This is a genomic window from Candidatus Neomicrothrix sp. (genome assembly GCF_035329545.1).
Taxonomy (GTDB): Bacteria; Actinomycetota; Acidimicrobiia; order Acidimicrobiales; family Microtrichaceae; genus Microthrix; species Microthrix subdominans.
This window is the reverse complement of the sequence record NZ_DAOLGP010000007.1, coordinates 1-20,412: the sequence shown is the minus strand read 5'-3', so window position 1 is coordinate 20,412 and position 20,412 is coordinate 1. Positions and strand designations below refer to the sequence as shown.

Genomic DNA, 20,412 nt, shown 5'->3' with positions numbered 1-20,412 from the left:
CATGACCAACCCGACCGATGACCGCAGCGTGTGCGTTGTCATCCCGATGCCCAACGATCCTCCGTGGGAACTCTTCGACGCGATCAGCGACGACATCCCCATCATCGTCTGCGATGACTCCAACGGGAAGCTCGCACCCGCGCCGCGACCGAACGTGACCTATTTCGACTACGCCGCCCAAGAGGCCTATGCGGGCAAGCATTACGCCGCCATGCCTCACCGCTCAGCGGCCAGTCGAAACTTCGGCCACTACTGGGCGTACAAGGAGGGCTTCGACGTGATCATCGCCCTCGACTACGACTGCGACACCCGAGGCGACTGGGTCGGCGACCACCTGTCGTGTCTCACCACCGTCACCGATCAGCCGGCGGTGAAGCCGGTTGCCCAGGGCGGCTGGGTCAACTCGATCGAGAACGACGAGTTCTATGCCCGCGGCTATCCATACGAATATCGCACGAGCGAGCTGTCACAGGTGATCGACACCACCGCCTCCGGTGAGGTGAAGCTCAACATGGGCGTCTGGGATCGGGTGCTCGACCTCAACGGAGTCGACAAGTTCTGGAAGGAGCCGCCCTACGACCCGGGCCTGCGCGCGGACGAGAACTGCATTGCGCTCGGCAACATTCCGGTCTGCGGCATGAACACGTCGTTTGCCGCCGAGCTGACCCCGGCGTACTTCTTCCTGCCCGACTGCTGGGTCAACGGCACCTGGCAGCTGTCGCGCCACGATGACATCTGGGGCGGCTACATCATCAAGAAGCTCATGGACATCAACGGTGACCTGTTCAGCTGGGGTCGCCCGGTCGTCGAGCACACCCGCCAGACCCCGTTGGAGCGTGTGGCGGTGCTCGAGCAGTGGATGCACCTCATGTCGGTGCCGTTCTACGAGCTGGTCGATGAGGCCGTGGCCGACCTGTCACCCGGCGGGTACGTCGACCTGTACGCCAACTTTGTCGACGAGTTCGAGCGTCGCATCGAGGGCAGCCGGGCGCCGGTGCACTACCGCGCGATCTACTCGGAACTGGCCGACTGGATGCGTCGCTGGTCGCTGGCGTTCCAGAAGACTGCGTGATGCCAGCCTTCCCGACGTCGGGACAACGCGTCCCGACGTCGGGACAACGCGTCCCGACGTCGGGACGGCGCTCACCCGGTGCGCTGGGCGATCACCATCACGATGTCATGAACGTTGATAGGCACGACGAGATCCGCCAGCGGTGTTCGTCGGATGGCGCGCAAGGCAGCCTCGCCGATCCGTTGCGGGAGGTACTGGGACAGGATTCCCTGAACCAACCACCCGATCGAGAGACGACGGGTGGGTGCGTAGCACTCACGCACGGTGAAACCGTGGTCGCCGACAAAGCGCTTCAGCGTCTCCGGGGAGAAAAACCAGAAATGGTCCGGGTTGAAGTGGCGGTGGCTTCCGCCGAGCAGCCGAACCAGAGGCGATGCGATGCTGGGTACCTCGATCGCCAGAATTCCGCCCGGTCGCAGCACGCGAGCGATGTGTTCGAGTTCGGCAGCGGGGTCATCGAGGTGTTCGAACACCTGCAACGACACGACGGCGTCGAAGTGGCCGTCCGGGAAGAGATCCGGGGTGAGCGTGGTCGTGCGAACGTCGAGGTCGAGCGATTCCCGGGCGTAGAGCGCTCGACCGGGCGTCGGCTCGATGCCCACGACGTCCCAGCCGGCCTGGCTTGCCGCCAGGGTGAACTGTCCCCAGCCGGCGCCAAAGTCCAGCATGCGCCCCTGCTCGCCTCCCAGGTGTCGGCGAAGTCGATCGAGAATGTCGTCGTAGGTGCCGCCGGGGGCCGTCCGAGTCTGCTCGCACTCCAGGAACTGCATCTCCCAGCAGCCGTCGAGGTCGGCCAGATCGGAACTCGTCCGCAGACGGTCGGCCTGCTCGAGCTGCTCGGGGGACAGGTTGAGACCTCTCACCCGAACCGGCGAGACGAACACCATGCCGCAGTCGGTGCAGGAGACGACGTCTCCCGGCGCGGTTGGAGCGGTCACGAACGGGTCGGTCGAGTGCCCCCCGCACACGCAGCAGGCCACGTGTTCCGGCGTTACCGACCGCCAGTCGCGCCAGTAGCCCTGCTCCCGAAGCCGTCGGGCGCGTCGAGCAACCCATGGCCGTGTACCCGCCGTCAAAGTGTTCCGCACCGTTGCGACGTTACCGGAACATCACGAAGAACCAGTGATCAACGCCGGCGTTCGGCAGCCGAACGCAGCGCACAGATTGCCATGACCGACGGGCATGTCACCCCGTCTCCAAATGAGGAGTCAGCCAATGGGCCCAGAAGCGTTCATTAAGTCGCGGCGCGAAGCCATTTCGCTTGAGCACCGCCATGCCAACGAGAAGTCGGTCTACGACGATATGGCCGATCAGGTACTCGCCGAGTGGACCGACGAGGAGATGCTCGTCGACCCCGATGAGCTCCCCGAGTGTCATCAGTTCGAGGGGCCGATGCAGACCCTGATCGACTGGGCGGGCCCGCTGGAGGGCACGACCGTGCTCGAGACGGGTTCGGGGTTCGGCACGCTCACTTGCTGGTTGGCGATGAACGGAGCCCGGGTGATCGCCACCGACATCTCCCCAAAGTGCCTTGAGGTCGTTGACGAGCGAGCCCGACGAAACGGGGTCGCCGACCGGATCACGACGATCAACACCCCGGTCGAGACGTTGGAGGGAATTGAGGACGAGAGCGTCGACCTCGTGTTCGGTCGCACCGTCGCCCACCACTTCGAACTCCCCCCCTCGGCTGCGAGCATGTATCGGGTGCTCAAGCCGGGCGGTCGGGCGGTGTTTGCCGAGCCGGTGATGTTGTTGCCGGACTGGGTCTTCCGGCTGCGCCGCTCACGTGCGGTGACCAAGGTGTTTCCCCCGTTCGTGCATACCCCGGATGAACGATCGTTCGATCACGAGATGATCGACGACCTGTCGGCGCCGTTCGACAAGGTGACGATCGCCCACTTCGGCGTCCTGACCCGGGTGTCCAGCTTCGTTCGAGTGCCCGACCGGCTCTTCGCCGCCGTCTCCCGGGTGGATCAGAAGATCCTCGAGCGCGTCGACGCCGCCCAAACCCTCAGCCGGTACATGGTGATCCGCATGGACAAGTCCCCGACGGGTGCGGCCGATGTCTGAGAGCACCGATGTGAGCGCCGAGGCTCGCCGCCTGCTCAGCGCCGGCAAGGAGCGGGTCAAGCGGGCCGTCATCGATCCGCGCACCGTGATGCAGGACGTCCTGCGGGCTTCTCCGAAGACCCCCTTCTCCAAGAAGGTGTTCTGGGATGCGCTCGATCGACCCCACTACGCCTACGGGATCTATCAGGCCGCCTACAACGCACGGCATCAGGGCATCGACGAGATCTCCGCCGTCGAGTTCGGTGTTGCAGGGGGCAACGGCCTGGTGGCGATGGAGGACGTCGCTGACGCGGTGACCGCCGAGACCGGCGTCGGGGTGCGGGTGTTCGGCTTCGACACCGGTGCCGGTATGCCCGAGCCTGTCGACTATCGGGATCTGCCCTATGTGTGGCAACCCGGTGACTTCCCGATGGACGTCGACCGGTTGCGGTCACGGTTGCGTTCGGCGACCCTGGTGCTCGGCGACGTTGCCGAGACCGTCGGAGGGTTTGTCGACACCTACGAACCACCTCCGATCGGCTTCGTTGCCTTCGACCTCGACTATTGGTCGTCGACCGTGTCAGCGCTGCGCCTCTTTGATGAGGCCATCGAAAGGTTCCTGCCTCGGGTGTTCTGCTACATGGACGACGTGATCGGATCCGACGTCGAGATTCACTGCGAGTTCGTGGGAGAGCTGTTGGCCATCCGCGAGTTCAACGACACCCATGAGGATCGCAAACTGGCGCCGATCAACGCTCTGGCACACAAGCGACCCGTTCCGGCGATTTGGAACGATCAGATCTGGGTGCTGCACGGTTTCACACACCCCTTGTACGGCACCTACATCCCGCAACCGCGGGCCGAGGTCTTCGACCTGGCACTGAAGGCCTGATCGATGGCGACGTTCCTGGTCACCGGGGCTTCGAGCGGCATCGGTGAAGCCTCAGCGCTGCGTCTCGATCGCCTGGGACACCGGGTGTACGCCGGGGTGCGATCCTCGAAGGATGGTGAGCGGCTCCAAGCCCTCGCATCGCCCCAGCTGCGGCCGGTGCTGGCCGACGTCACCGATCCGGACCAGATCGGGGCGACGATGGCGGTCATCGACGACGAGGTGGGCCCGGCCGGCCTGGACGGCCTGGTCAACAACGCCGGTGTCGCCATCGGCGGGCCGGTCGAGTTTGTGCCGCTGTCGGAGTGGCGCAGCCAGTTCGAGGTCAATGTTTTCGGTCAGGTCACGGTGACCCAGGCGGCGCTGCCGCTGCTCCGGCGGGCACGTGGCCGGGTGGTGTTCGTCGGCTCGATCTCCGGTCGGGTGTCCACGCCGCTGGGTGGGCCTTACGGGGCGTCGAAGCACGCTATCGAGGCCATCGGGCAATCGCTGCGCGAGGAGTTGAGGCCTTGGCGCATCCGGGTGTCGGTGGTGGCCCCCGGCGTTGTGCGCACGCCGATCTGGGGCAAGGGGCTGGTCGCGGCCGACGAGGCGATCGCAGCACTGCCGCCCGAAGGCACCCGACTGTACGGAGCGTCGATAGATCGTCTGCGATCTCAGGTGAAGAAAATTGAGTCCACGGCCGCCACCACCCCGGAGAGCGTGGCCGAGGCCATCGAGCACGCCCTGTTGAGTCGGCGACCTCAGCACCACTACCTCCCCGGAGCCGACGCCAAGCTGGTCGCGGCTGCCGTGTGGCTCTTGCCCGATCGTGCCGTGGCGAGGCTGCTCCGCATGCCTGCGCGGTAATGGAAACCATCATCAGCTACCGATGCGAGAGGAAACCAAGTTGGCCAGCCTGAGGGAACGAACCAAGCGACGTGCCCGCAGGATGTTGCCGCCGCGCGCGTTTGCCGCACTCCACGATCTACCGTTTGCCGCCCAAGATCTGTTCACGGGAAACTGGAACGGTGAGGATCTCGTCCCGCCCGTCCGAATGATGCGGGACGGCCCACGGCATCGGAACGCGTTCGTGGAGGGGGGTCGCGAGATCGTCCCCTTCTACCGGGACGTGATCGGAATCCGTCCCGACGCCGCGCTGCTCGACATCGGTTCGGGCATCGGCCGCAAGACCATCCCGCTGCTCGATTACCTCGACGATGATGGGCGGTACGTCGGGGTCGACGTCGATCCGGACCTCGTCGACTGGTGCGTGCATCACATCTCGACCATCAACCCTCGGTTCGCGTTTATGCCGATCAGTATTCACAACAGCTTCTACAATCCACGCGGCGCCCTGGCTCCCGAGCGTTTCGTATTCCCATTTCTCGACGATTCCTTCGACGCGATCGTGCTGTGGTCGGTGTTCACCCACCTGTACCCGGCCACGATCGAGCATTACCTGCGGGAGATCAAACGGATGCTGCGCCATGGCGGTCGGCTCGGCGCCTCGTTCTTTGTGTTGGATGAACGGGCCCGCAGCGAGGTGCGCAGCGGGCGTTCCCTCTACCCGGTCGGTCACGAGATGGAGGGCTACTCGACCTCCAACCCGACGATGCCCGAGGATCTGATCGCAATCGATCACGACTGGCTACTCGGTGCGTTCGACCGCGCAGGGTTGTCCATCGAGGAGTTGCGTTTTGGCAGTTGGTCCAACCACCCGATCGACCCCGCATACGCCGGGATCAACGTCCAGGATCTCGTGATTGCAACAGTTTCTCCGATGGAAGCACCGCGAGCGGAGGCAGCACCGTGAGCGGACGTGAAGTGAGCTTCTCGATCATCCTTCCCACCTACAACCGCAGCTCGGTGGTCGAGGAGACGCTTCGGCGACTCATCGACCAGGACTACCCGCCAGATCGCTACGAGATCCTGGTGTGTGACAACTCCTCCGACGAGACGCCGCAGATGGTCGAGCGGGTGGCGGCGACGTCGCCGGTGCCCGTTCGGCTGCTGTCGAGCAACGAACGGCTCCCGGCGGTCAAGCGAAACCAGGGCCTCCGGGTGGCCACGGGCGACTTCGTCCTGTTCATGAACGACGACGTCTGGGTCCGACCCGACTTTCTCCGCGAGCACGCAGCGTCCCACGCCGCTCACAGCGCGCCCGTGGCGGTACTCGGCCTAGTGGAACAGTCGCCCAAAATGCCACAGAACCCGTTCATCGAGTGGTACCAGCCCTTCGCGTATCAGCTGATCGAGGACCGGGCGGACCGGTCGGTTCCCTACCAATTTCATTGGTCGATGAACCTGTCGCTGCCCCGTCACGTCATGATCGACCGCCAGCTCATCTTTCACGAGGACTGGGTGGAGATCGGCAGCGAGGACGTGGAGTTGGGCTTCCGCTGGACCAGCGCCGGCTACGAGGTGATCTACAACCCCCGGGCCTGGGGCGAGCACTACCACCCTCACGATCTCGACACGGCGTGTCGCCTGCAGGAGGTGATCGGCAGGGGTCTGCGTGACCTTGAGGCCCTGATCCCCGATCCCGGCCTCCTCGAGCGTTACGGGGTGTTCAGCTGGGACAATTCACCGAGGTCGATCGTCCGTGGAGCAGCGCGTCGCGTGTTGTTCAACCGTGTGACCGTGCCTCCCGTCCAGCGGCGCCTCGGGGCTCTCCGGCATCGCAACCGGCTGGCGGATTGGAGCTATTGGAAGGTGTTATTGCACTACACCAACCGTGGTTATTACAGCGCGCCACCCAGCCGAACGACGCCGGTGGTCACCCTTCCAGAAACCGACCGGATCGGAAGCGAGACATGAGCGGTCTCCGGCCGGCTCCTTGCGATCGGATGTCGCGATGAGGGTGGTGTTGGACGCGACCGGGCTGGGATCGGGCGCCGGGGGTGACGAGACGATGCTCACCGGCGTGCTCGAGGGTCTCGCTGTGGCGGCGGAGGCCGACGATGCGTTTGTCGTGGTGGCGGCTACCGACGCCGATCTGCCCGCAGTGGTCATGTCCGACCCTCGTTTTGAGGTCCATCGGGTCGCTCGCCGCTCGGGCCCAGTTCACTTCGGCGCTGTCATGCCGCGGGTGCTGTCCGGACTGGTTCCCCGACCAGATCTGGTGTTTTCGCCCACCCACGGACCCGTCCGATCGCCCATTCCCCTGGCGCTGATGGTGCAGGACCTGTCCTTCGTGCACCGTCCTCAGGATTATCCGCTCCCCACCAGGCTGCGGCTCCAGTGGGCGGTGCGGGCACAGGTTCGGTCCGCACCGGTCGTGTTGACGGTCAGCGAGCACGCTCGGGGTGACCTGATCGAGACCTACGGGCTCGATCCGGCCCGGGTCTTTCGGGTGTACAACGCTGCGCTGTCGTCGGTGCCGGTCGAGGCGGCCGACATGGAGGCTCAACGGGGCTGGTTGCTCGATGCCGGGGTCCCCGGCCCGTTCTTCCTCTATCTGGGCAACCTCCACCCGAGAAAGAACGTGGTCCGTGCCATCGAGGCGTTTGGATTGGCCCGGGCGACAAATCCGTCCCTGGTCGACCACCGTTTGGTGATCGCCGGTGGGCGCTGGTGGGGGAGCGGGGAGCAGGAAGCAGCGAAGCGCCTCGCCGATCCGGACTCGGTCGTCTTCCTCGGACGCGTTGACGAAGCCCAGCGGGAGCTGTTACTCAGCAGCGCGGTGGCGCTGGTGTATCCGTCGCTTTTCGAAGGCTTCGGTCTGCCTCCACTCGAGGCGATGAGCCGAGGTACGCCGGTTGTTGCGGCGAGGGCGACCTCGATCCCGGAGGTGGTTGGCGATGGGGGCCTTTTGGTGGATCCGCTGAACACCGCCGAACTGGCCGAGGCGCTGATCAGCGTCGCCACCGACCCGGTCCTGGCTTCCGATCTGGCGGAGCGGGGACGTCGGCGCGCTGCGTCGTTCAGCGTTGAGGCGACGGGCGAGGCACTCCGGGCGTCGTTCGCCGCGGCGATCGACCTGGGCGAGCGAGCGGACTAGAGCGGGCCGGGTGGGCGGGGCGAGCCACCACTGGCTCGAAACCCGTGGCCGACGCGACAGAGGACGAAGGGCCCATCGCCCCACCTGCGGGCCCTAGCATCTGGCTTTGGCCACCAGGCCGGACGGAGGGAAGCTGCGTGGGGGAGTTCGTCGCTCGGTACGGACCGTGGGCGGTCGTGACCGGTGCCGCCCAGGGAGTGGGGTTGGCCTTTACCGAAGCGCTCATCGCGCGCGGGCTGGGCGTGGTGATGGTCGACGTCGATCCTCGGGTGACCGCCGTTGCCGCCGCACTCGGCGACGAACGGTCGGCCCGGCCACTCGTCGCCGACCTGGCCAACCCGTCGTGGATCGACGCACTTGACGAGGCCACAGATCAGCTGGAGGTGGGCCTGGCGGTCGCCAACGCCGGCGTGGCTTTCGTCGGACGGTATCTCGACATGGATCCGGGGCGGCGCCGGGCGATTCTTGACGTCAACTGCACCGCCACCGTCGACCTGGCATCGTGGGCGCTGCCGGCGATGGTCGAGCGAGGCCGGGGCGGGTTTGTGGCCACCAGCTCCGGTTCCGCACTCGCCGGCACGGGTGGGGTGGCGCTGTACAGCGCCACCAAAGCCTTCTCGGTCAACCTGATCGAGGCCCTCGGCTGGGAGTTGGCCGACTCCAGCGTCGACACCCTCGCCGTGGTCGCGCCCACGATGGACACCCCGATGTTCCGCTCCGGCGGGGCCGACCCGGCGCGCGCCTTCGCCCCACCGGTCGACCCTCGGGTCGTCGTCGAGGGAGCGCTCGACGCACTCCCCTCAGGCGGCCGTTGGTTGGCCGATGAGGGGCTGGCGTTCGCCGCCGGCGTCGACCGTGCCGAGCGGGTGGCCATGATGAGCATCGCCACCACCGCCATGTACCCCAACACCTTCACGCCGCAGCGCCCCAAGCCGGAGGATGATCCCAAGTGACCGATTCGAGCCTCAACCCCACCTCGCAGGACGCCATCGACCTCAACGCCTGCCCCAACATCGTGGTGGCCGATGCCGCCCGCATCCGCACTGTCACGATCGACCGGCCTGAGGCCAAAGGGGCGATGCGAGGAGACATGTGGAGCGCCCTCGGCGACGCGCTGGCCGACGCCAATGACAACCCGGCGGTGGCGGTCGTCGTGCTCACTGGCACAGGCGACGCGTTCTGCGCCGGCGTCGACCTCACCGAGATGGCCGAGATCGCCATGGGGACAGGTGTGGCCGACGCCCATGCCTTCCCCAAACTGGCTGACACCATGTCCACCTTTGCCAAACCGTTACTCGTGGCGGTCAACGGCATCGGGGTGGGCTTCGGCGCCACGGTGCTCGGTTTCGCCGACCTTGCGTTCATGGCCTCGACAGCGAGGGTGAAATGCCCCTTCACCCGCCTAGGCGTCGCCCCGGAGTTGGCGAGCAGCTACACGTTTCCGGCGTTGATCGGCCGCCAGAATGCCTCCTGGGCGCTGCTGAGCTCGGAGTGGCTCAGCGCCGAGGAGTGCGAGGCGATGGGGCTGGTCTTCCGGGTGTGCGAGCCCGACGATCTGCTCGCGGTGACGATGGAGCACGCCAGGGTGCTGGCCGCGAAGCCGATCAGCTCGCTCGTCGAGTCCAAGCGCGCCATCCTGGCGGGGATGGCCCCGCAGATCGCCGCCGCCCGTCAACGGGAGGACGAGGCGTTCCAGCGCCTGCTCGGAACCCCGGAGAACGTGGAGGCGATGACCGCCTTCGCCGAGAAGCGCGAGCCCGATTTCACCGGACTCGGCTGAACCGTTGGCCGGGAGGCCGCCCACGGCCAAACGTGCCAGTTCGGCCTGAGTAACTCGCCATGCCGGTGCCCCTACCTGGTCGACATCGGGTCCGAGGGCAGCTGACCCGGGCGGTGCTGGTCACCTGTGTGGCCAGCGGCGTCCAGGCCGCGACGCTCCCGGGTCCCACAGCGATCGCACCCAAGCTCTCTCTGGGTGTGATCGCTGTGGGACGGGCCACAGCGATCACACCCAGTTGGACCGTGGGTGCGATCGCTGTGGAAGGGATTGACCCGTGCAGACCACGGCCACAGGTCGGCCGACCCGGGGCGCGACACCCAGTGTGTTGCGCACGACTTCGTCGTACGTTCGCCGACATGGCGGTGCTTCCAGCCGAAATCGATCATCTGGCCAGCCGACAGGGTGGCGTGGTCGCTCGAAAGCAGCTGCTCGAGAGCGGCCTCAGCGAGTGGCAGCTGCGCCGGGCCCTGGAGACCGGCCTGTTGGAGTCGATCATGGCGGGTGTCATGCGGGTGCCGGGGTCGCCTCGCAGCGAGATGCAACGACTGTGGGCGGCGCACTTGCGGGTGGGGGCCGAATCGGTGCTCGCTTTGGGTTCGGCGGCCCGCTTGTGGGGGCTGAAGTCGATCGAAGAGTGCCGACCAACCCTGGTGGTGCCCCATCACCGAACTCCAAAGACTGAGAGTGGGATGATCGTCCACCGCACCCGTCGCCTCGAGGAGGTCGATGTTGGTGCGATCGATGGACTGCCGGTGACTTGTCCCGCCCGGACCCTGGTCGACCTGTCGAGCGAGACCGGCAAAGCCCGGCTGACCGCGGCCCTGGAGGAGGCGCACTACGACCGGATTGTCGGGTACACGGAGGTGGGGCGGGCGTTGGTGCGACTCGGTGAAGCAGGTCGTCACGGCGCCGTTTTGCTGGCGGAACTGCTCGACGAACGGACCGGTGGGCGGGACTTGGAGCAGTCGGCGTTGGAACGGCTGTTGAGCGATCTGTTCGATGCCGCCGGCATCACCGACGTCATCCGTCAGCACCCACTGCCGTCTTGCGGCCAAGTGCGTGGGCTGGTCGATGGGCTCATCCCCCGGGGGGCGGTGATCGCCGAAGGGGATGGACGCCGCTGGCACAGCCGTTGCGCCGACATGGTGCGCGATCGGGAGCGGGACCTGGCGGCAGCCGAGATGGGCATCCAAACGCTTCGGTTCATGCACGAACAGCTCACCTCCGACCTGGAGGGGTGCGCTGCCCAGTTGAGGCGCACCGTCGACCTTCGGGCGAGCCAGGGTCTGGGCCTCAGACGCGCTCGATGATGATCGCCGGCGCCATGCCCCCGCCGGCGCACATCGTGACCAGGCCGGTCTGCAGGTCGCGACGCTCGAGTTCGTCGAGGATGGTGCCGATCAGGATCGACCCGGTGGCGCCGATCGGGTGGCCGAGGGCCATCGCTCCGCCGTTGACGTTCACCTTGTCACGGTCGAGGTTGAGATCGCGCTGGAACTTCTCCGACACGACGGCGAAGGCCTCGTTGATCTCAAACAGGTCGATGTCGGCCAGCGTCATGCCTGCCCGCTGAAGCACCTTGTGGGCTGCCGGCACCGGCGCGTTCAGCATCAGTGTCGGGTCATCGCCCATGTTGGCGGTGGCCACCACGCGGGCCCGCGGCGTGAGGCCGTGGGCCTTGGCGTACGCCTCACCGGCCAACAAAATGGCGGCGGCGCCGTCGACCACGCCCGAGGAGTTGCCGGCGTGGTGGACGTGCTCGATCGTGAGGTCGGGGAACTTTTGGGCGACCAGCTCGCGGTAGGTCTTGGCATCCTCGCTGTGGCGGTAGTCGGCGACCGCCTCGAACGAGGGAGGCAGTTTGGCCAGGGACTCGGCGGTCGTGCCGGGGCGGGGGAACTCTTCGTGGTCGAGCGCCAGGGTGCCATCGAGGTTGTACACCGGCACGAGGCTGCGGTCGAAGCGTCCCTCCGTAATCGCCCGGGCGGCCCGGGCCTGGGAGCTGGCGGCGTGCTCATCGAGTGCGTCGCGACCGATGCCCTCCAGCGTGGCGATGGCATCGGCGCACACGCCCTGGTGGGGCTGGGGATGGAGGTCTTGGAGGTGGGCGTTGTTGGCGCCGATCGGCAGCATGCCCTGCTTGGGCAGTGACATCATCTCGGTGCCGCCGGAGATCACCAGGTCCTCCATGCCGGCCATGATGGCGTTGGCCGCGATGTTGGTGCTGGTGATGCCCGAGCCGCAGAAACGGTCGAGGGTGACGCCGCTTGCCTTGACGTCGTAGCCGGCGTCCAGCGCGGCCATGCGCCCCAGGTCGCCGCTCTGTTCGCTCACCTGCGAGCTGGTGCCCCACACGATGTCGTCCACATCGGCGGTGTCGAGGTCGTTGCGGTCTCGCAGCGCTGCCAAGACGGTTGCGCCCAGATGCTGGGGGTGCAGGTGGGCGAGCGCCCCCTTGCCCGGCTTGCCGATGCCTCGCGGTGTGCGGCAAGCGTCGATGATGAATGCGTCGGCCATGGTGATCCCCTGGTGTCGATGTATCTCAGCGCTCGAAAGAGTCCGCGTCATGCGTAGCTGAACCGTGCGCCGTCGCGCCAGCGTGTCGGCGCATCGGTACGTACCGGCATCGGCGTATTCCGCTGCCGGCCCGCAGCTTGCTCCGGCTTATCGTGATCAAACTCGGGCGTGAATCGGTTCGACGCCCGGTACCCTGGGGTTGACTTCGACCGGCAGGGGGGCCGCCATGGGTTCGACGTGGATGCTCGGCGGGTACCAGAGCGACTTCGCCCGCTCGTTCGCCCGCGAGGGGCTCGGCATCTCGGACCTCACGCGGGAGGTCACCGAGGCGACCCTCGAGGCTGTCGGGGTGAGCCCGGCCGAGGTTGAGTCCGTGCACGTCGCCAATGCGTTTGGTCAGATCTACACCGGCCAAGGCCACCTCGGGGCGATGCCGGCCACTGTGGTGAGCGGGCTCTGGGGCGTGCCGGCGATGCGTCACGAGGCGGCCTGCGCGTCCGGCTCGATCGCCGTGCTGGCGGCGATGGCCGAGATCGAGGCGGGTCGCTACGACTGCGTGCTCGTGTTGGGCGTCGAGGTGGAGCGGACCATGCCCGGCGACCAGGCCGCCCGCACCCAGCAGGCGGCTGCGTGGGTGGGCCACGAAACGGACGGGGTTGACTTCATCTGGCCGGCGACGTTCGATCGAATTGCGGACGAATACGACCGTCGGTTCGGCCTGGACGACACCCACCTGCGGGCGATCGGTGAGCTCAACCTGACCAACGCCAAGCGCAACCCGCTGGCACAGACGCGGAGCTGGCGTTTCGACGAGCACAGCTTCGGAACCGACGATCGTTCCAACCCGCCGGTCGCCGGGCGGTTGCGTCGCAACGACTGCACCCAGATCTCCGACGGCGGCGCCGGGCTCGTGCTCGTCTCGGACCGCTGGCTGACAGAGCGTTCCGGTCCGGCGTCTGCGGGCCCCGCCGGCCGACCACTCGCCCGCCTCGCCGGGTGGGGCCATACGACGGTGGGCCTGGGACTCGACGCCAAGCTGCTGCGCAGCGCCGCGGGCGGCGTCGAGCCGGGCCCATACGTGATGGGTCATGTTCGCCGTGCGATCACCGATGCCCACGGCCTGGCCGGCATCGCGGGCATCGGGGACGTCGACTGTGTCGAGACCCACGACTGCATGACGCCGTCGGAGTACCTGGCGATCGACCACCTGGGCATCACCGCACCCGGCGAGAGCTGGAAGGCGATCGAGGATGGCCGTATCGGGCGCGACGGCTTGATACCGGTCAACCCGGGTGGCGGCCTGATCGGTGGCGGCCATCCGGTCGGGGCGACCGGCGTCCGCATGCTGTTCGACGCGGCCAAGCAGGTGAGCGGTACCGCCGGTGATTACCAGGTCAACGGGGCGAGTCGGGCCCAGACCCTCAACATCGGCGGCTCGACCGCCACGACGGTTTCGTTCGTCGTTGAGTCGGTGCCGGCACCGTGAGGTATCGGGAGCGTCAGACGTCGGGTCGTTGCGTCGTATCCCACGACGGTTTCCTTGTCATCGAGCCGGTGCTGGTCCTGTCGTGACCACCCAGAAAGCGAGTTCATCATGAAGGTCCAAAAGGTTGCCACCTATGCATCCGACCTGCCGGAGAAGGACGATCACCCCTATCGGAGCGGCGCCTGGCGGCCCCAGCACACCGAGTACGACGCCTGGGACCTCGACGTGATCGGTGAGATCCCCGATGACCTGACCGGCACCTACCTGCGCAACACCGAAACGGCTGTGTTCCAGCCGATCAAGCGCTACCATCCCTTCGAGGGCGACGCGATGATCCACTCGATCACCTTCGGGGGCGGTGAGGCCCGCTACGCCAACCGCTTCGTCAAGACCGACGGGTTTCTCGCTGAGCAGCGGGCCGGAAGGTCGTTGTGGGCGGGCATCTCCGAGCATCCGTCCAACGCCACCGCAGAATACGGCTGGGGCGCCCGCGGCATGTTGAAGGATGCGGCCTCCACGGACGTGATCGTGCACCGTGGCGAGGCGTTGGCCAGTTACTACCAGTGCGGCGAGCTGTACCGGCTGGATCCGGTCACGCTCGAGGACCGGGGCGTCAGCAAATGGGGCTGTGAATATTCCGGTCGGGGGGTGGCGGCGCACCCCAAGGTCGATCCTCGAACGGGCGAGCTGATGTTCTTCAACTACACCCGGGACGACCCCAACCTGGGCTACGGCGTGATCGGCGCCGACGGCGAGCTCACCAACTACGTCGAGGTGCCGTTTCCCGGCCCCCGCCAGCCCCACGACATGGCGTTCACCGATAACTGGACGATCCTCAACGCACCGTCGCTGTACTGGAACGAGGAGGCGAGGCAGGCCGGGTACTTCGTCAACACGTTTCACGAGGACGAGCGGCTGCGGTTTGCCCTCATCCCGCGACACGGAAGCGCAGAGGACGTCCGCTGGTTCGAGGCCGACCCTACATTCATCCTGCACATGACCAACGCCTACGAGGACGGCGACGAGGTGGTGCTCGACGGCTTCTTCGAACACAACCCGGGCGTGTGGGGCAGCCGGCCGTCCAACCGGCTGTACCCGGGCTTCGATGCCCTGGCCCTCGATGCGATGGATGCCAGGGCGCACCGGTGGCGGTTCAACCTGGTGACCGGCCGGACCACCGAGGCGCCGATGAGCGAGCGCATCTCGGAGTTCCCGATGATCAACGGCGAGCACGCTGGCGTGCGGCACCGCTACAGCTACAACGCCTTGGGCGTGCCGGGCATGTTCGCCTTCAACGGTCTCCTCAAGCACGACCTGGACACCGGCGAGGAGGAGGTGCTCGAAGCCCCGGACGGCGTGTTCCTCTCCGAGACGGCGATGGCTCCCAGGGATGACAGCGCAAGCGAGGACGACGGCTACCTGCTGACGTTCGTCTCCGACGTGCCCAACGATCGCTCGGAGTGCTGGGTGCTCGACGCTGGGTGCCCGAGCGACGGACCGATCGCCCGGATCAGCCTGCCCGAGCGGATCTCCAGCGGCACGCACTCCACCTGGTCACCGGCAACCTGATCGGACCGGAGTCCCACGCCGCACAGCGCCCGGTCGGCGTCCGGTGGCTCAGCGCGGCCAGTAGGGGTTGGTGCCGGTACCCGGCAGTTCGTCGTTCGGCGGCGGCCCCGGGGCGGTCCCGTCGCCGAATGGACGGCCACCGAGACGCTCGCGGTCGTGCGGCGTGGCCCACGGGGTCAGGTCGGGACCGATTGGCACGATCCCCGACGGGTTCAGCTGCCGGTGCACCAGGTAATAGTGCGTCTTGGTCTGGGGGAAGTCGATCGTGTCGCCGAACCCCGGCGTTTGGAACAATTCGCGGGCGTACCCCCACAGCGCCGGCATCTCTACCAGCTTGTTGCGGTTGCAGCGAAAGTGGTTGTGGTAGACGGCGTCGAATCGCACCAGGGTCGGCCACAGCCTCACGTCGGCCTCGGTGATCGTGTCGCCAACGAGGAACCGGCGGGTGCCGAGGTGATCCTCGAGTTGGTCGAGCCGGGCGAAGAGCCGATGGTACGCCTCGGAGTAGGCCTCGGCGTCGGTGGCGAACCCGGCCTCGTACACGGCGTTGTTGACGTCGCGAAAGTTGGCGTCGGACATCGCCATGATCTCGTCGCGATGCTCGGGTGGGAACAGGTCGTGGGCGCCGGGTCGGTGAAGGTCGCTCCACTCCTGGCCGAAGTCCAGGGTCATGTGCTGGAAGTCGTTGGTCACCACCTTGCCGCTTTGGACGTCGACCAGTGCCGGCACCGTCACACCGCTGCCGGTCTCGACTCCCCTGGCCTCGTAGGCCTCGCGCAGCAGGTGGATGCCGAGCACCGGGTCCTTCTCGCCCTCGTCCAGGTTGAACGTCCACGACTCCTCGCCGTGGGTGGGTCCGGCCAACGCCAGCGAGATGCTGCTCTCCAGCCCGTAGAGCCGTCGGGCGATCAGCGCCCGGTTGGCCCAAGGGCACGCACGGGCGGCGGCCAGGCGGTAGCGGCCGGCCTCGACCGGCCACCCCTCGGCGCCGTCACGGGTGATGCGGGTGGTGATGTAGTCGGAGTTGCGCCGATACGCGCCGGTCTCGTCTGCGTAGTCGGTCTCTGCGCTCATCGAGCGGGTCTACCAGCTCTGCCCGGCGCAGCTGTAGCCAAGCGTGCCGACAGGTTCGTACCATGGGTGGAGCCGGGCGGAGGGAACAGCCCAGGGGTGGGCGAGTGAGCGGACGCCACCGGCGGGGGTGATCCGGTGGGCGTGGCGAGGGTGGGCATGGCGAGGGTGGGCGTGGCGGCCGCCGCGGCGCTGACCGGTGGCGGTGCGGGACTGGCCGCCGAGCTGGTGTGGGCGGGGCGGCGCCCGCTTCCTGAGTTCCCCGATATCGATGTATCCGGCGTCGTTCCCGCCTCGGCGCCGAGTGGTGAGCCGCCGTTGCGCGTCGTCGTGCTGGGCGACAGCACCCTCACCGGGCCCGGGTTGGCCGCCCCGGAGGACATCTGGCTGCGCCAGGCGATCCGCCGTCTTCGGCTCCGCCGCGCCGTCTGCGTTGTGTCGTTGGCGGTCGGCGGTTCCCGCGTGAGCGACGTGGCGGCGCGAGTGGATGAGGCTGCCGTGCTGAAGCCCGACCTGGCGGTGGTGGCGGTGGGCTCCAACGACGTGATCCGCGGGGTGCCCGTCCAGACGCTGGCGCGCAAGCTGGGCTCGGTCGTCGACTCGCTGCTCGATGCCGCCCCGGTGGTGGCGGCGGCAAACATGGGCGACCTGGGCAACGTTCTGCGGTTTCCCGCCCCGTTGAATATCGTGCTGCACATGAGGTCGCGCCAGGCGGCAAGGGCCATCGGGGCGACCATCGAGCGGCGCCGCCGCGCCGTGCTGTTGGACGTGACCCGTTCCAACCCCGCCTTCAGGGACCCGGGTGTCTTCGTGGCGGACCGCTTTCATCCAAACGCAGCCGGTCACGCCGCATGGGCCGATTCGGCACTGCCGGGCATGCGGCTGGCCTTCGATCGGCTGTTCACTGGGCACAGCTCACCAGGCTGACCGCCTGTTCGCAACCCTGGCGCGTTGCCCTCCGCTGACACGACCGGGCGAGTGGCTTGTGGCGTTCGGGCGACGTGTGGATGACATCGGCCCTCTGGCCTTCACCCGTCGAGTCCAAGATCGCTGCTGGCGCCTGTGACTTACGATACCCAGTCATGGGGCGACATCGGGCGCTGATGGCCAACGTGCGAGGGGGCAGGGAATGGACGTGGCAGTCAACGACCGTCCGATCATCACGTGAGCGATGAGCGGACCGACGCAATGAACCGCGACGAGTTTGTGGCCCGATGCGAGATCCTGAGCGGTCCGCTGGCCCAGCGTGCGGTGGAGGCCGAGGAGCTACGCCGCCTGCCGGAGGCCACGCTCGCCGACGCCCACGCCGCCGACCTGATGCGGGTCGTGGTGCCCCGGTCGTTGGGCGGCCACGGCCTCGGGCTGGACGCCCTGGCTCACGGCACCAGGGCGATGGCGCGGGGGTGTCCGGCATCTGCGTGGACCCTGTCGTTCCTGATGTTGCACGGCTGGCTGTTATCGAAGCTGCCGGGCGAGGCCCGCGACGAGCTGTTTGCCGGTGGCGTCGTGCCGTTGGCGCCTGCTCCGCTCGCCCCGACGGGCACCATCGAGCCGACCACCGGCCCCGAGGGCGCCGAGGGGTATCGCTTGTCCGGACGTTGGGAGTGGGCGACCGGCGTGTCGCACGCCGACTGGGTGCTCGTTCACGCAGTTCAGACCGAGCCCAGGTTCTCCACTCGCTTCCTGGTGCTGCCGATCGACGAGGTGGAGGTTGAGGATGTGTGGTTCACCTCCGGCATGGCGGCAACCGGCTCCAACACGGTGACGGTGACCGACCGGTTCGTGCCTGTCCATCGAAGCGTCGACGCCCGGGCCCTCATGTACGGCGAGGGCCAGGGGGCGGTCGCTGCGGACGAGGTTGATGACGACGGCCTGGGCAACCTGGCCGTTCCCCCGGTGCTGGCATTGGTGGCGTCTGCCCCGGCGCTCGGCGCCGCCGAGGCGGCGGTGGACGCGTACCGGAAGCGGCTGAGCGAGCGGGTGTTGGCCTACACGCTGGGCGACAAGGCCGCCGAGCAACCGGCCGCCCAGGTGCGCCTGGCCACTGCGATCAGCGACCTGGCGTCGGCGGTGGCCCGTTGGGAAAGGGCGGTCGCCACACTTGCAGCAGCGGGTGCTGATGGCGCCGTCACCGAACGGGTGCGAGTCGACTCCAGGCTGGCCGCTGCCGCAACGGTGCGGGCCTCCCGAACGATCATCTCGAACGTGTGCGAGGGTGCCGGGGCCAGCGTGTACTTCAGCGACTCACCGCTTCAGCGCCTGCAGCGCGATGTCGAGGTTCTGAAGGGCCACGTCATCTTCGACTGGGATCGCACCGCCGAGCTGGCCGGGCGCTTTGCTCTCGGAGTCCCGCTTCGCCCCACCGACTTGGTGTGATGCTGCTCCTGGCGACATCTCGAGTGGTCGCCACGGGGGAAGGGCAATCCCTTGCGATTCTCTGCCCGTACCTGGCCAAGCTCCGTCTTGAATATCGATACGTGGACGGCGTCGGACGTAGAGGGTGAATGGCGTATGCATCGAGTATTCTGGCGAGATGAACACGACTGGGATGCTGATGCTCGCTTCAGTTCCCGTGATCTTTGCGCTCCACTTCGCTATGAGACGCTCCGCATTGCGAAGCCTTGTTTCTCTTGATGAATTGGTTGAGCGAGGGATCGACATCCGCATGCCCCACGATCTGCTGGGCGCCACCCGGCAGGGGGGTTTTGAACTCAGCCCGAGGTGGCCACACGTCCCAGAAGCGCCGTGTTCCCTTTGGGTTCATCCGGACTATGTGGCAGTGGCTTCGGAGGTGGGTCGACCACCGTTCGCGATCCGTCGACCCGATCTCCAGCAAATCACTTGGCATACCCCCGCCAACAGGTGGCCCCGCACCTCGATAGTCAGGTTTCAAGTTCGAGGTGGTGCCTTCTTGGACCGGACGTTCTACACCAAAGGGCCGATTGACCTCATCGTGCGCACCCTGCTCGATGCGGACTTTCCGCTGGAGAGTTGGGGTCTCCTGCGAGTCCAGCGGTGAGGCGTGGCAGGTGTCGTGCTGAAAGGTCAGGGGGCAGGGGGACAAGGTGACGAGGAGATCACCGGTGTCCACCCGGTCGCCGGCGGCGGGCCGGTGACCGCCTCGGTCACCGGGTGCTCCACCTGGAGGCGGGTGTTGACCTCGAGGAAGGTGATCGTCGCTGCGTCGTTGGATGCAGCGTCGTCGGATGGAGCGTCATTGGGTAAGTCGTTGTCGTGGGGCGTGGCGTCGCCGACGAGAAGCTCCACCGTGCCGGCGCCGCGTTATCCGACGTAGCGGGCCAGGGCCAGGGCGCCCTCGCAGACCGCGAGCCGGGTGGCGTCGCTGATGCCCGCCGATGGGGCTGCCAGACTGATCCGCATGGCTGTTCCGGTAGTTCTTGTCCACGGCTTTGGCACGTCCTTCGACCTCACCTGGATGTCCAACGGCTGGGTCGACCTGCTCGGCGACGAGGGGCGTCAGGTAGTCGGGGTGGACCTGCTGGGCCACGGCGCGGCGCCGAAGCCACACGACGTCGATGCCTACGACGACCTGGGGGCACGCGTGGTCGAGGCCCTGCCAGGCGACGGGAAGGTCGACGCGATCGGCTTCTCGCTGGGCGCCAAGACGTTGCTCAAGGTGGTGGCTGCGCACCCGGACCGGTTCCGGTCGCTGATCGTCGCCGGCGTGGGGGCCAACTTGTTTCGGTCGGACGACATGTCGGTGGTGGTCGACGCCGTTCGCAGCGGCGACGATGGCGGTAACCCGGCCCTCGGCTACTTCTCCGGCCTTGCGCAGCTGCCCGGCAACGACCGGGAGGCGCTGGCGGCCTGCATGGCCAACGGCGGCGGACGGGTGAGCGCCGAGGAGTTGGCGGCGGTGAGGTGCCCGGTGCTGGTCGTGCACGGCGAGCACGACTTTGTGGCGCCGGCCGGCCAGCTGATCGGGGCGCTGCCCGACGCCCCCCTGGGGACGCGGCCCCGCACCGACCACGCCCGC

The 20,412-nt window shown here is 67.3% G+C and carries 19 protein-coding genes; 15 read left to right on the top strand and 4 right to left on the bottom strand.

Translation table 11 applies throughout. From position 1 onward, the window contains the following. The first annotated feature begins 1 nt into the window (after position 1). The gene (locus PKD89_RS05790) at positions 2 to 1,072 is read left to right on the top strand and encodes a hypothetical protein (RefSeq protein WP_289011865.1); all 1,071 of its coding nucleotides are present in this window, start codon (positions 2 to 4) and stop codon (positions 1,070 to 1,072) included. Positions 1,073 to 1,143: 71 nt separating this feature from the next. On the opposite strand, the gene PKD89_RS05785 is transcribed toward PKD89_RS05790, so the two are convergent. Continuing rightward, complete coding sequence (locus PKD89_RS05785) at positions 1,144 to 2,010, bottom strand: class I SAM-dependent methyltransferase (protein WP_289011863.1); 867 nt, start codon at positions 2,008 to 2,010, stop codon at positions 1,144 to 1,146. Positions 2,011 to 2,287: 277 nt separating this feature from the next. Between PKD89_RS05785 and PKD89_RS05780 the strand changes: the two genes are divergently transcribed. From PKD89_RS05780 to PKD89_RS05740, 9 genes are all read left to right on the top strand, one after another. Further along, positions 2,288 to 3,142, top strand: coding sequence for a class I SAM-dependent methyltransferase (locus tag PKD89_RS05780; protein WP_289011861.1), 855 nt, complete (start codon positions 2,288 to 2,290; stop codon positions 3,140 to 3,142). Further along, on the top strand, positions 3,135 to 4,013 hold the full coding sequence (locus PKD89_RS05775) for a hypothetical protein (RefSeq protein WP_289011859.1): 879 nt from the start codon (positions 3,135 to 3,137) through the stop codon (positions 4,011 to 4,013). Before PKD89_RS05780 ends, PKD89_RS05775 begins: the two co-directional genes overlap by 8 nt. Before the next feature lie 3 nt (positions 4,014 to 4,016). Next, on the top strand, positions 4,017 to 4,859 hold the full coding sequence (locus PKD89_RS05770; protein WP_289011857.1) for an SDR family oxidoreductase: 843 nt from the start codon (positions 4,017 to 4,019) through the stop codon (positions 4,857 to 4,859). 82 nt (positions 4,860 to 4,941) lie between these two features. Continuing rightward, a complete protein-coding gene (locus PKD89_RS05765; protein ID WP_289011856.1) occupies positions 4,942 to 5,805 on the top strand; it encodes a class I SAM-dependent methyltransferase in 864 nt (287 codons plus the stop codon). Further along, complete coding sequence (locus tag PKD89_RS05760) at positions 5,802 to 6,809, top strand: glycosyltransferase family 2 protein (RefSeq protein WP_289011855.1); 1,008 nt, start codon at positions 5,802 to 5,804, stop codon at positions 6,807 to 6,809. The genes PKD89_RS05765 and PKD89_RS05760 overlap by 4 nt, the downstream gene beginning before the upstream one ends. A 37-nt stretch (positions 6,810 to 6,846) precedes the next feature. Continuing rightward, positions 6,847 to 7,992, top strand: coding sequence for a glycosyltransferase family 4 protein (locus PKD89_RS05755; protein ID WP_289011854.1), 1,146 nt, complete (start codon positions 6,847 to 6,849; stop codon positions 7,990 to 7,992). Between the two features lie 137 nt (positions 7,993 to 8,129). After that, complete coding sequence (locus PKD89_RS05750) at positions 8,130 to 8,945, top strand: SDR family NAD(P)-dependent oxidoreductase (RefSeq protein WP_324332310.1); 816 nt, start codon at positions 8,130 to 8,132, stop codon at positions 8,943 to 8,945. Next, on the top strand, positions 8,942 to 9,772 hold the full coding sequence (locus tag PKD89_RS05745) for an enoyl-CoA hydratase/isomerase family protein (protein WP_289010599.1): 831 nt from the start codon (positions 8,942 to 8,944) through the stop codon (positions 9,770 to 9,772). The genes PKD89_RS05750 and PKD89_RS05745 overlap by 4 nt, the downstream gene beginning before the upstream one ends. A 356-nt stretch (positions 9,773 to 10,128) precedes the next feature. Further along, positions 10,129 to 11,082: a hypothetical protein gene (locus PKD89_RS05740; protein WP_289010600.1), complete on the top strand. Its 954-nt coding sequence runs from the start codon at positions 10,129 to 10,131 to the stop codon at positions 11,080 to 11,082. Here the strand turns inward: PKD89_RS05740 and PKD89_RS05735 are convergent. Beyond that, on the bottom strand, positions 11,066 to 12,289 hold the full coding sequence (locus PKD89_RS05735; protein WP_289010601.1) for an acetyl-CoA C-acetyltransferase: 1,224 nt from the start codon (positions 12,287 to 12,289) through the stop codon (positions 11,066 to 11,068). The two genes, PKD89_RS05740 and PKD89_RS05735, sit on opposite strands and share 17 nt — an antisense overlap. A 226-nt stretch (positions 12,290 to 12,515) precedes the next feature. Between PKD89_RS05735 and PKD89_RS05730 the strand changes: the two genes are divergently transcribed. Both PKD89_RS05730 and PKD89_RS05725 read left to right on the top strand, forming a co-directional pair. Continuing rightward, entirely contained in the window at positions 12,516 to 13,775 is a 1,260-nt protein-coding gene (locus PKD89_RS05730) for an acetyl-CoA acetyltransferase (protein ID WP_287390006.1), read from the top strand. Positions 13,776 to 13,883: 108 nt separating this feature from the next. After that, the gene (locus PKD89_RS05725; RefSeq protein ID WP_289010602.1) at positions 13,884 to 15,344 is read left to right on the top strand and encodes a carotenoid oxygenase family protein; all 1,461 of its coding nucleotides are present in this window, start codon (positions 13,884 to 13,886) and stop codon (positions 15,342 to 15,344) included. 48 nt (positions 15,345 to 15,392) lie between these two features. On the opposite strand, the gene PKD89_RS05720 is transcribed toward PKD89_RS05725, so the two are convergent. Further along, positions 15,393 to 16,418 (bottom strand): glutathione S-transferase family protein, encoded by a 1,026-nt coding sequence (locus tag PKD89_RS05720; protein WP_289010603.1) that lies wholly within the window; start codon positions 16,416 to 16,418, stop codon positions 15,393 to 15,395. 135 nt (positions 16,419 to 16,553) lie between these two features. Here PKD89_RS05720 and PKD89_RS05715 point away from each other — a divergent pair, with 135 nt between their 5' ends. Both PKD89_RS05715 and PKD89_RS05710 read left to right on the top strand, forming a co-directional pair. Further along, complete coding sequence (locus PKD89_RS05715; protein ID WP_289010604.1) at positions 16,554 to 17,342, top strand: GDSL-type esterase/lipase family protein; 789 nt, start codon at positions 16,554 to 16,556, stop codon at positions 17,340 to 17,342. A 237-nt stretch (positions 17,343 to 17,579) separates the two neighbouring features. Beyond that, positions 17,580 to 18,791: a hypothetical protein gene (locus PKD89_RS05710; RefSeq protein WP_289010605.1), complete on the top strand. Its 1,212-nt coding sequence runs from the start codon at positions 17,580 to 17,582 to the stop codon at positions 18,789 to 18,791. Positions 18,792 to 19,460: 669 nt separating this feature from the next. Here PKD89_RS05710 and PKD89_RS19920 read toward each other — a convergent pair. Then, a complete protein-coding gene (locus PKD89_RS19920) occupies positions 19,461 to 19,682 on the bottom strand; it encodes a hypothetical protein (protein WP_289010606.1) in 222 nt (73 codons plus the stop codon). Between the two features lie 112 nt (positions 19,683 to 19,794). On the opposite strand from PKD89_RS19920, the gene PKD89_RS05700 reads away from it, so the two are divergent. Continuing rightward, positions 19,795 to 20,412, top strand: a 618-nt coding sequence (locus PKD89_RS05700) for an alpha/beta fold hydrolase (protein ID WP_324332308.1), incomplete at its 3' end; no start/stop codon positions are given.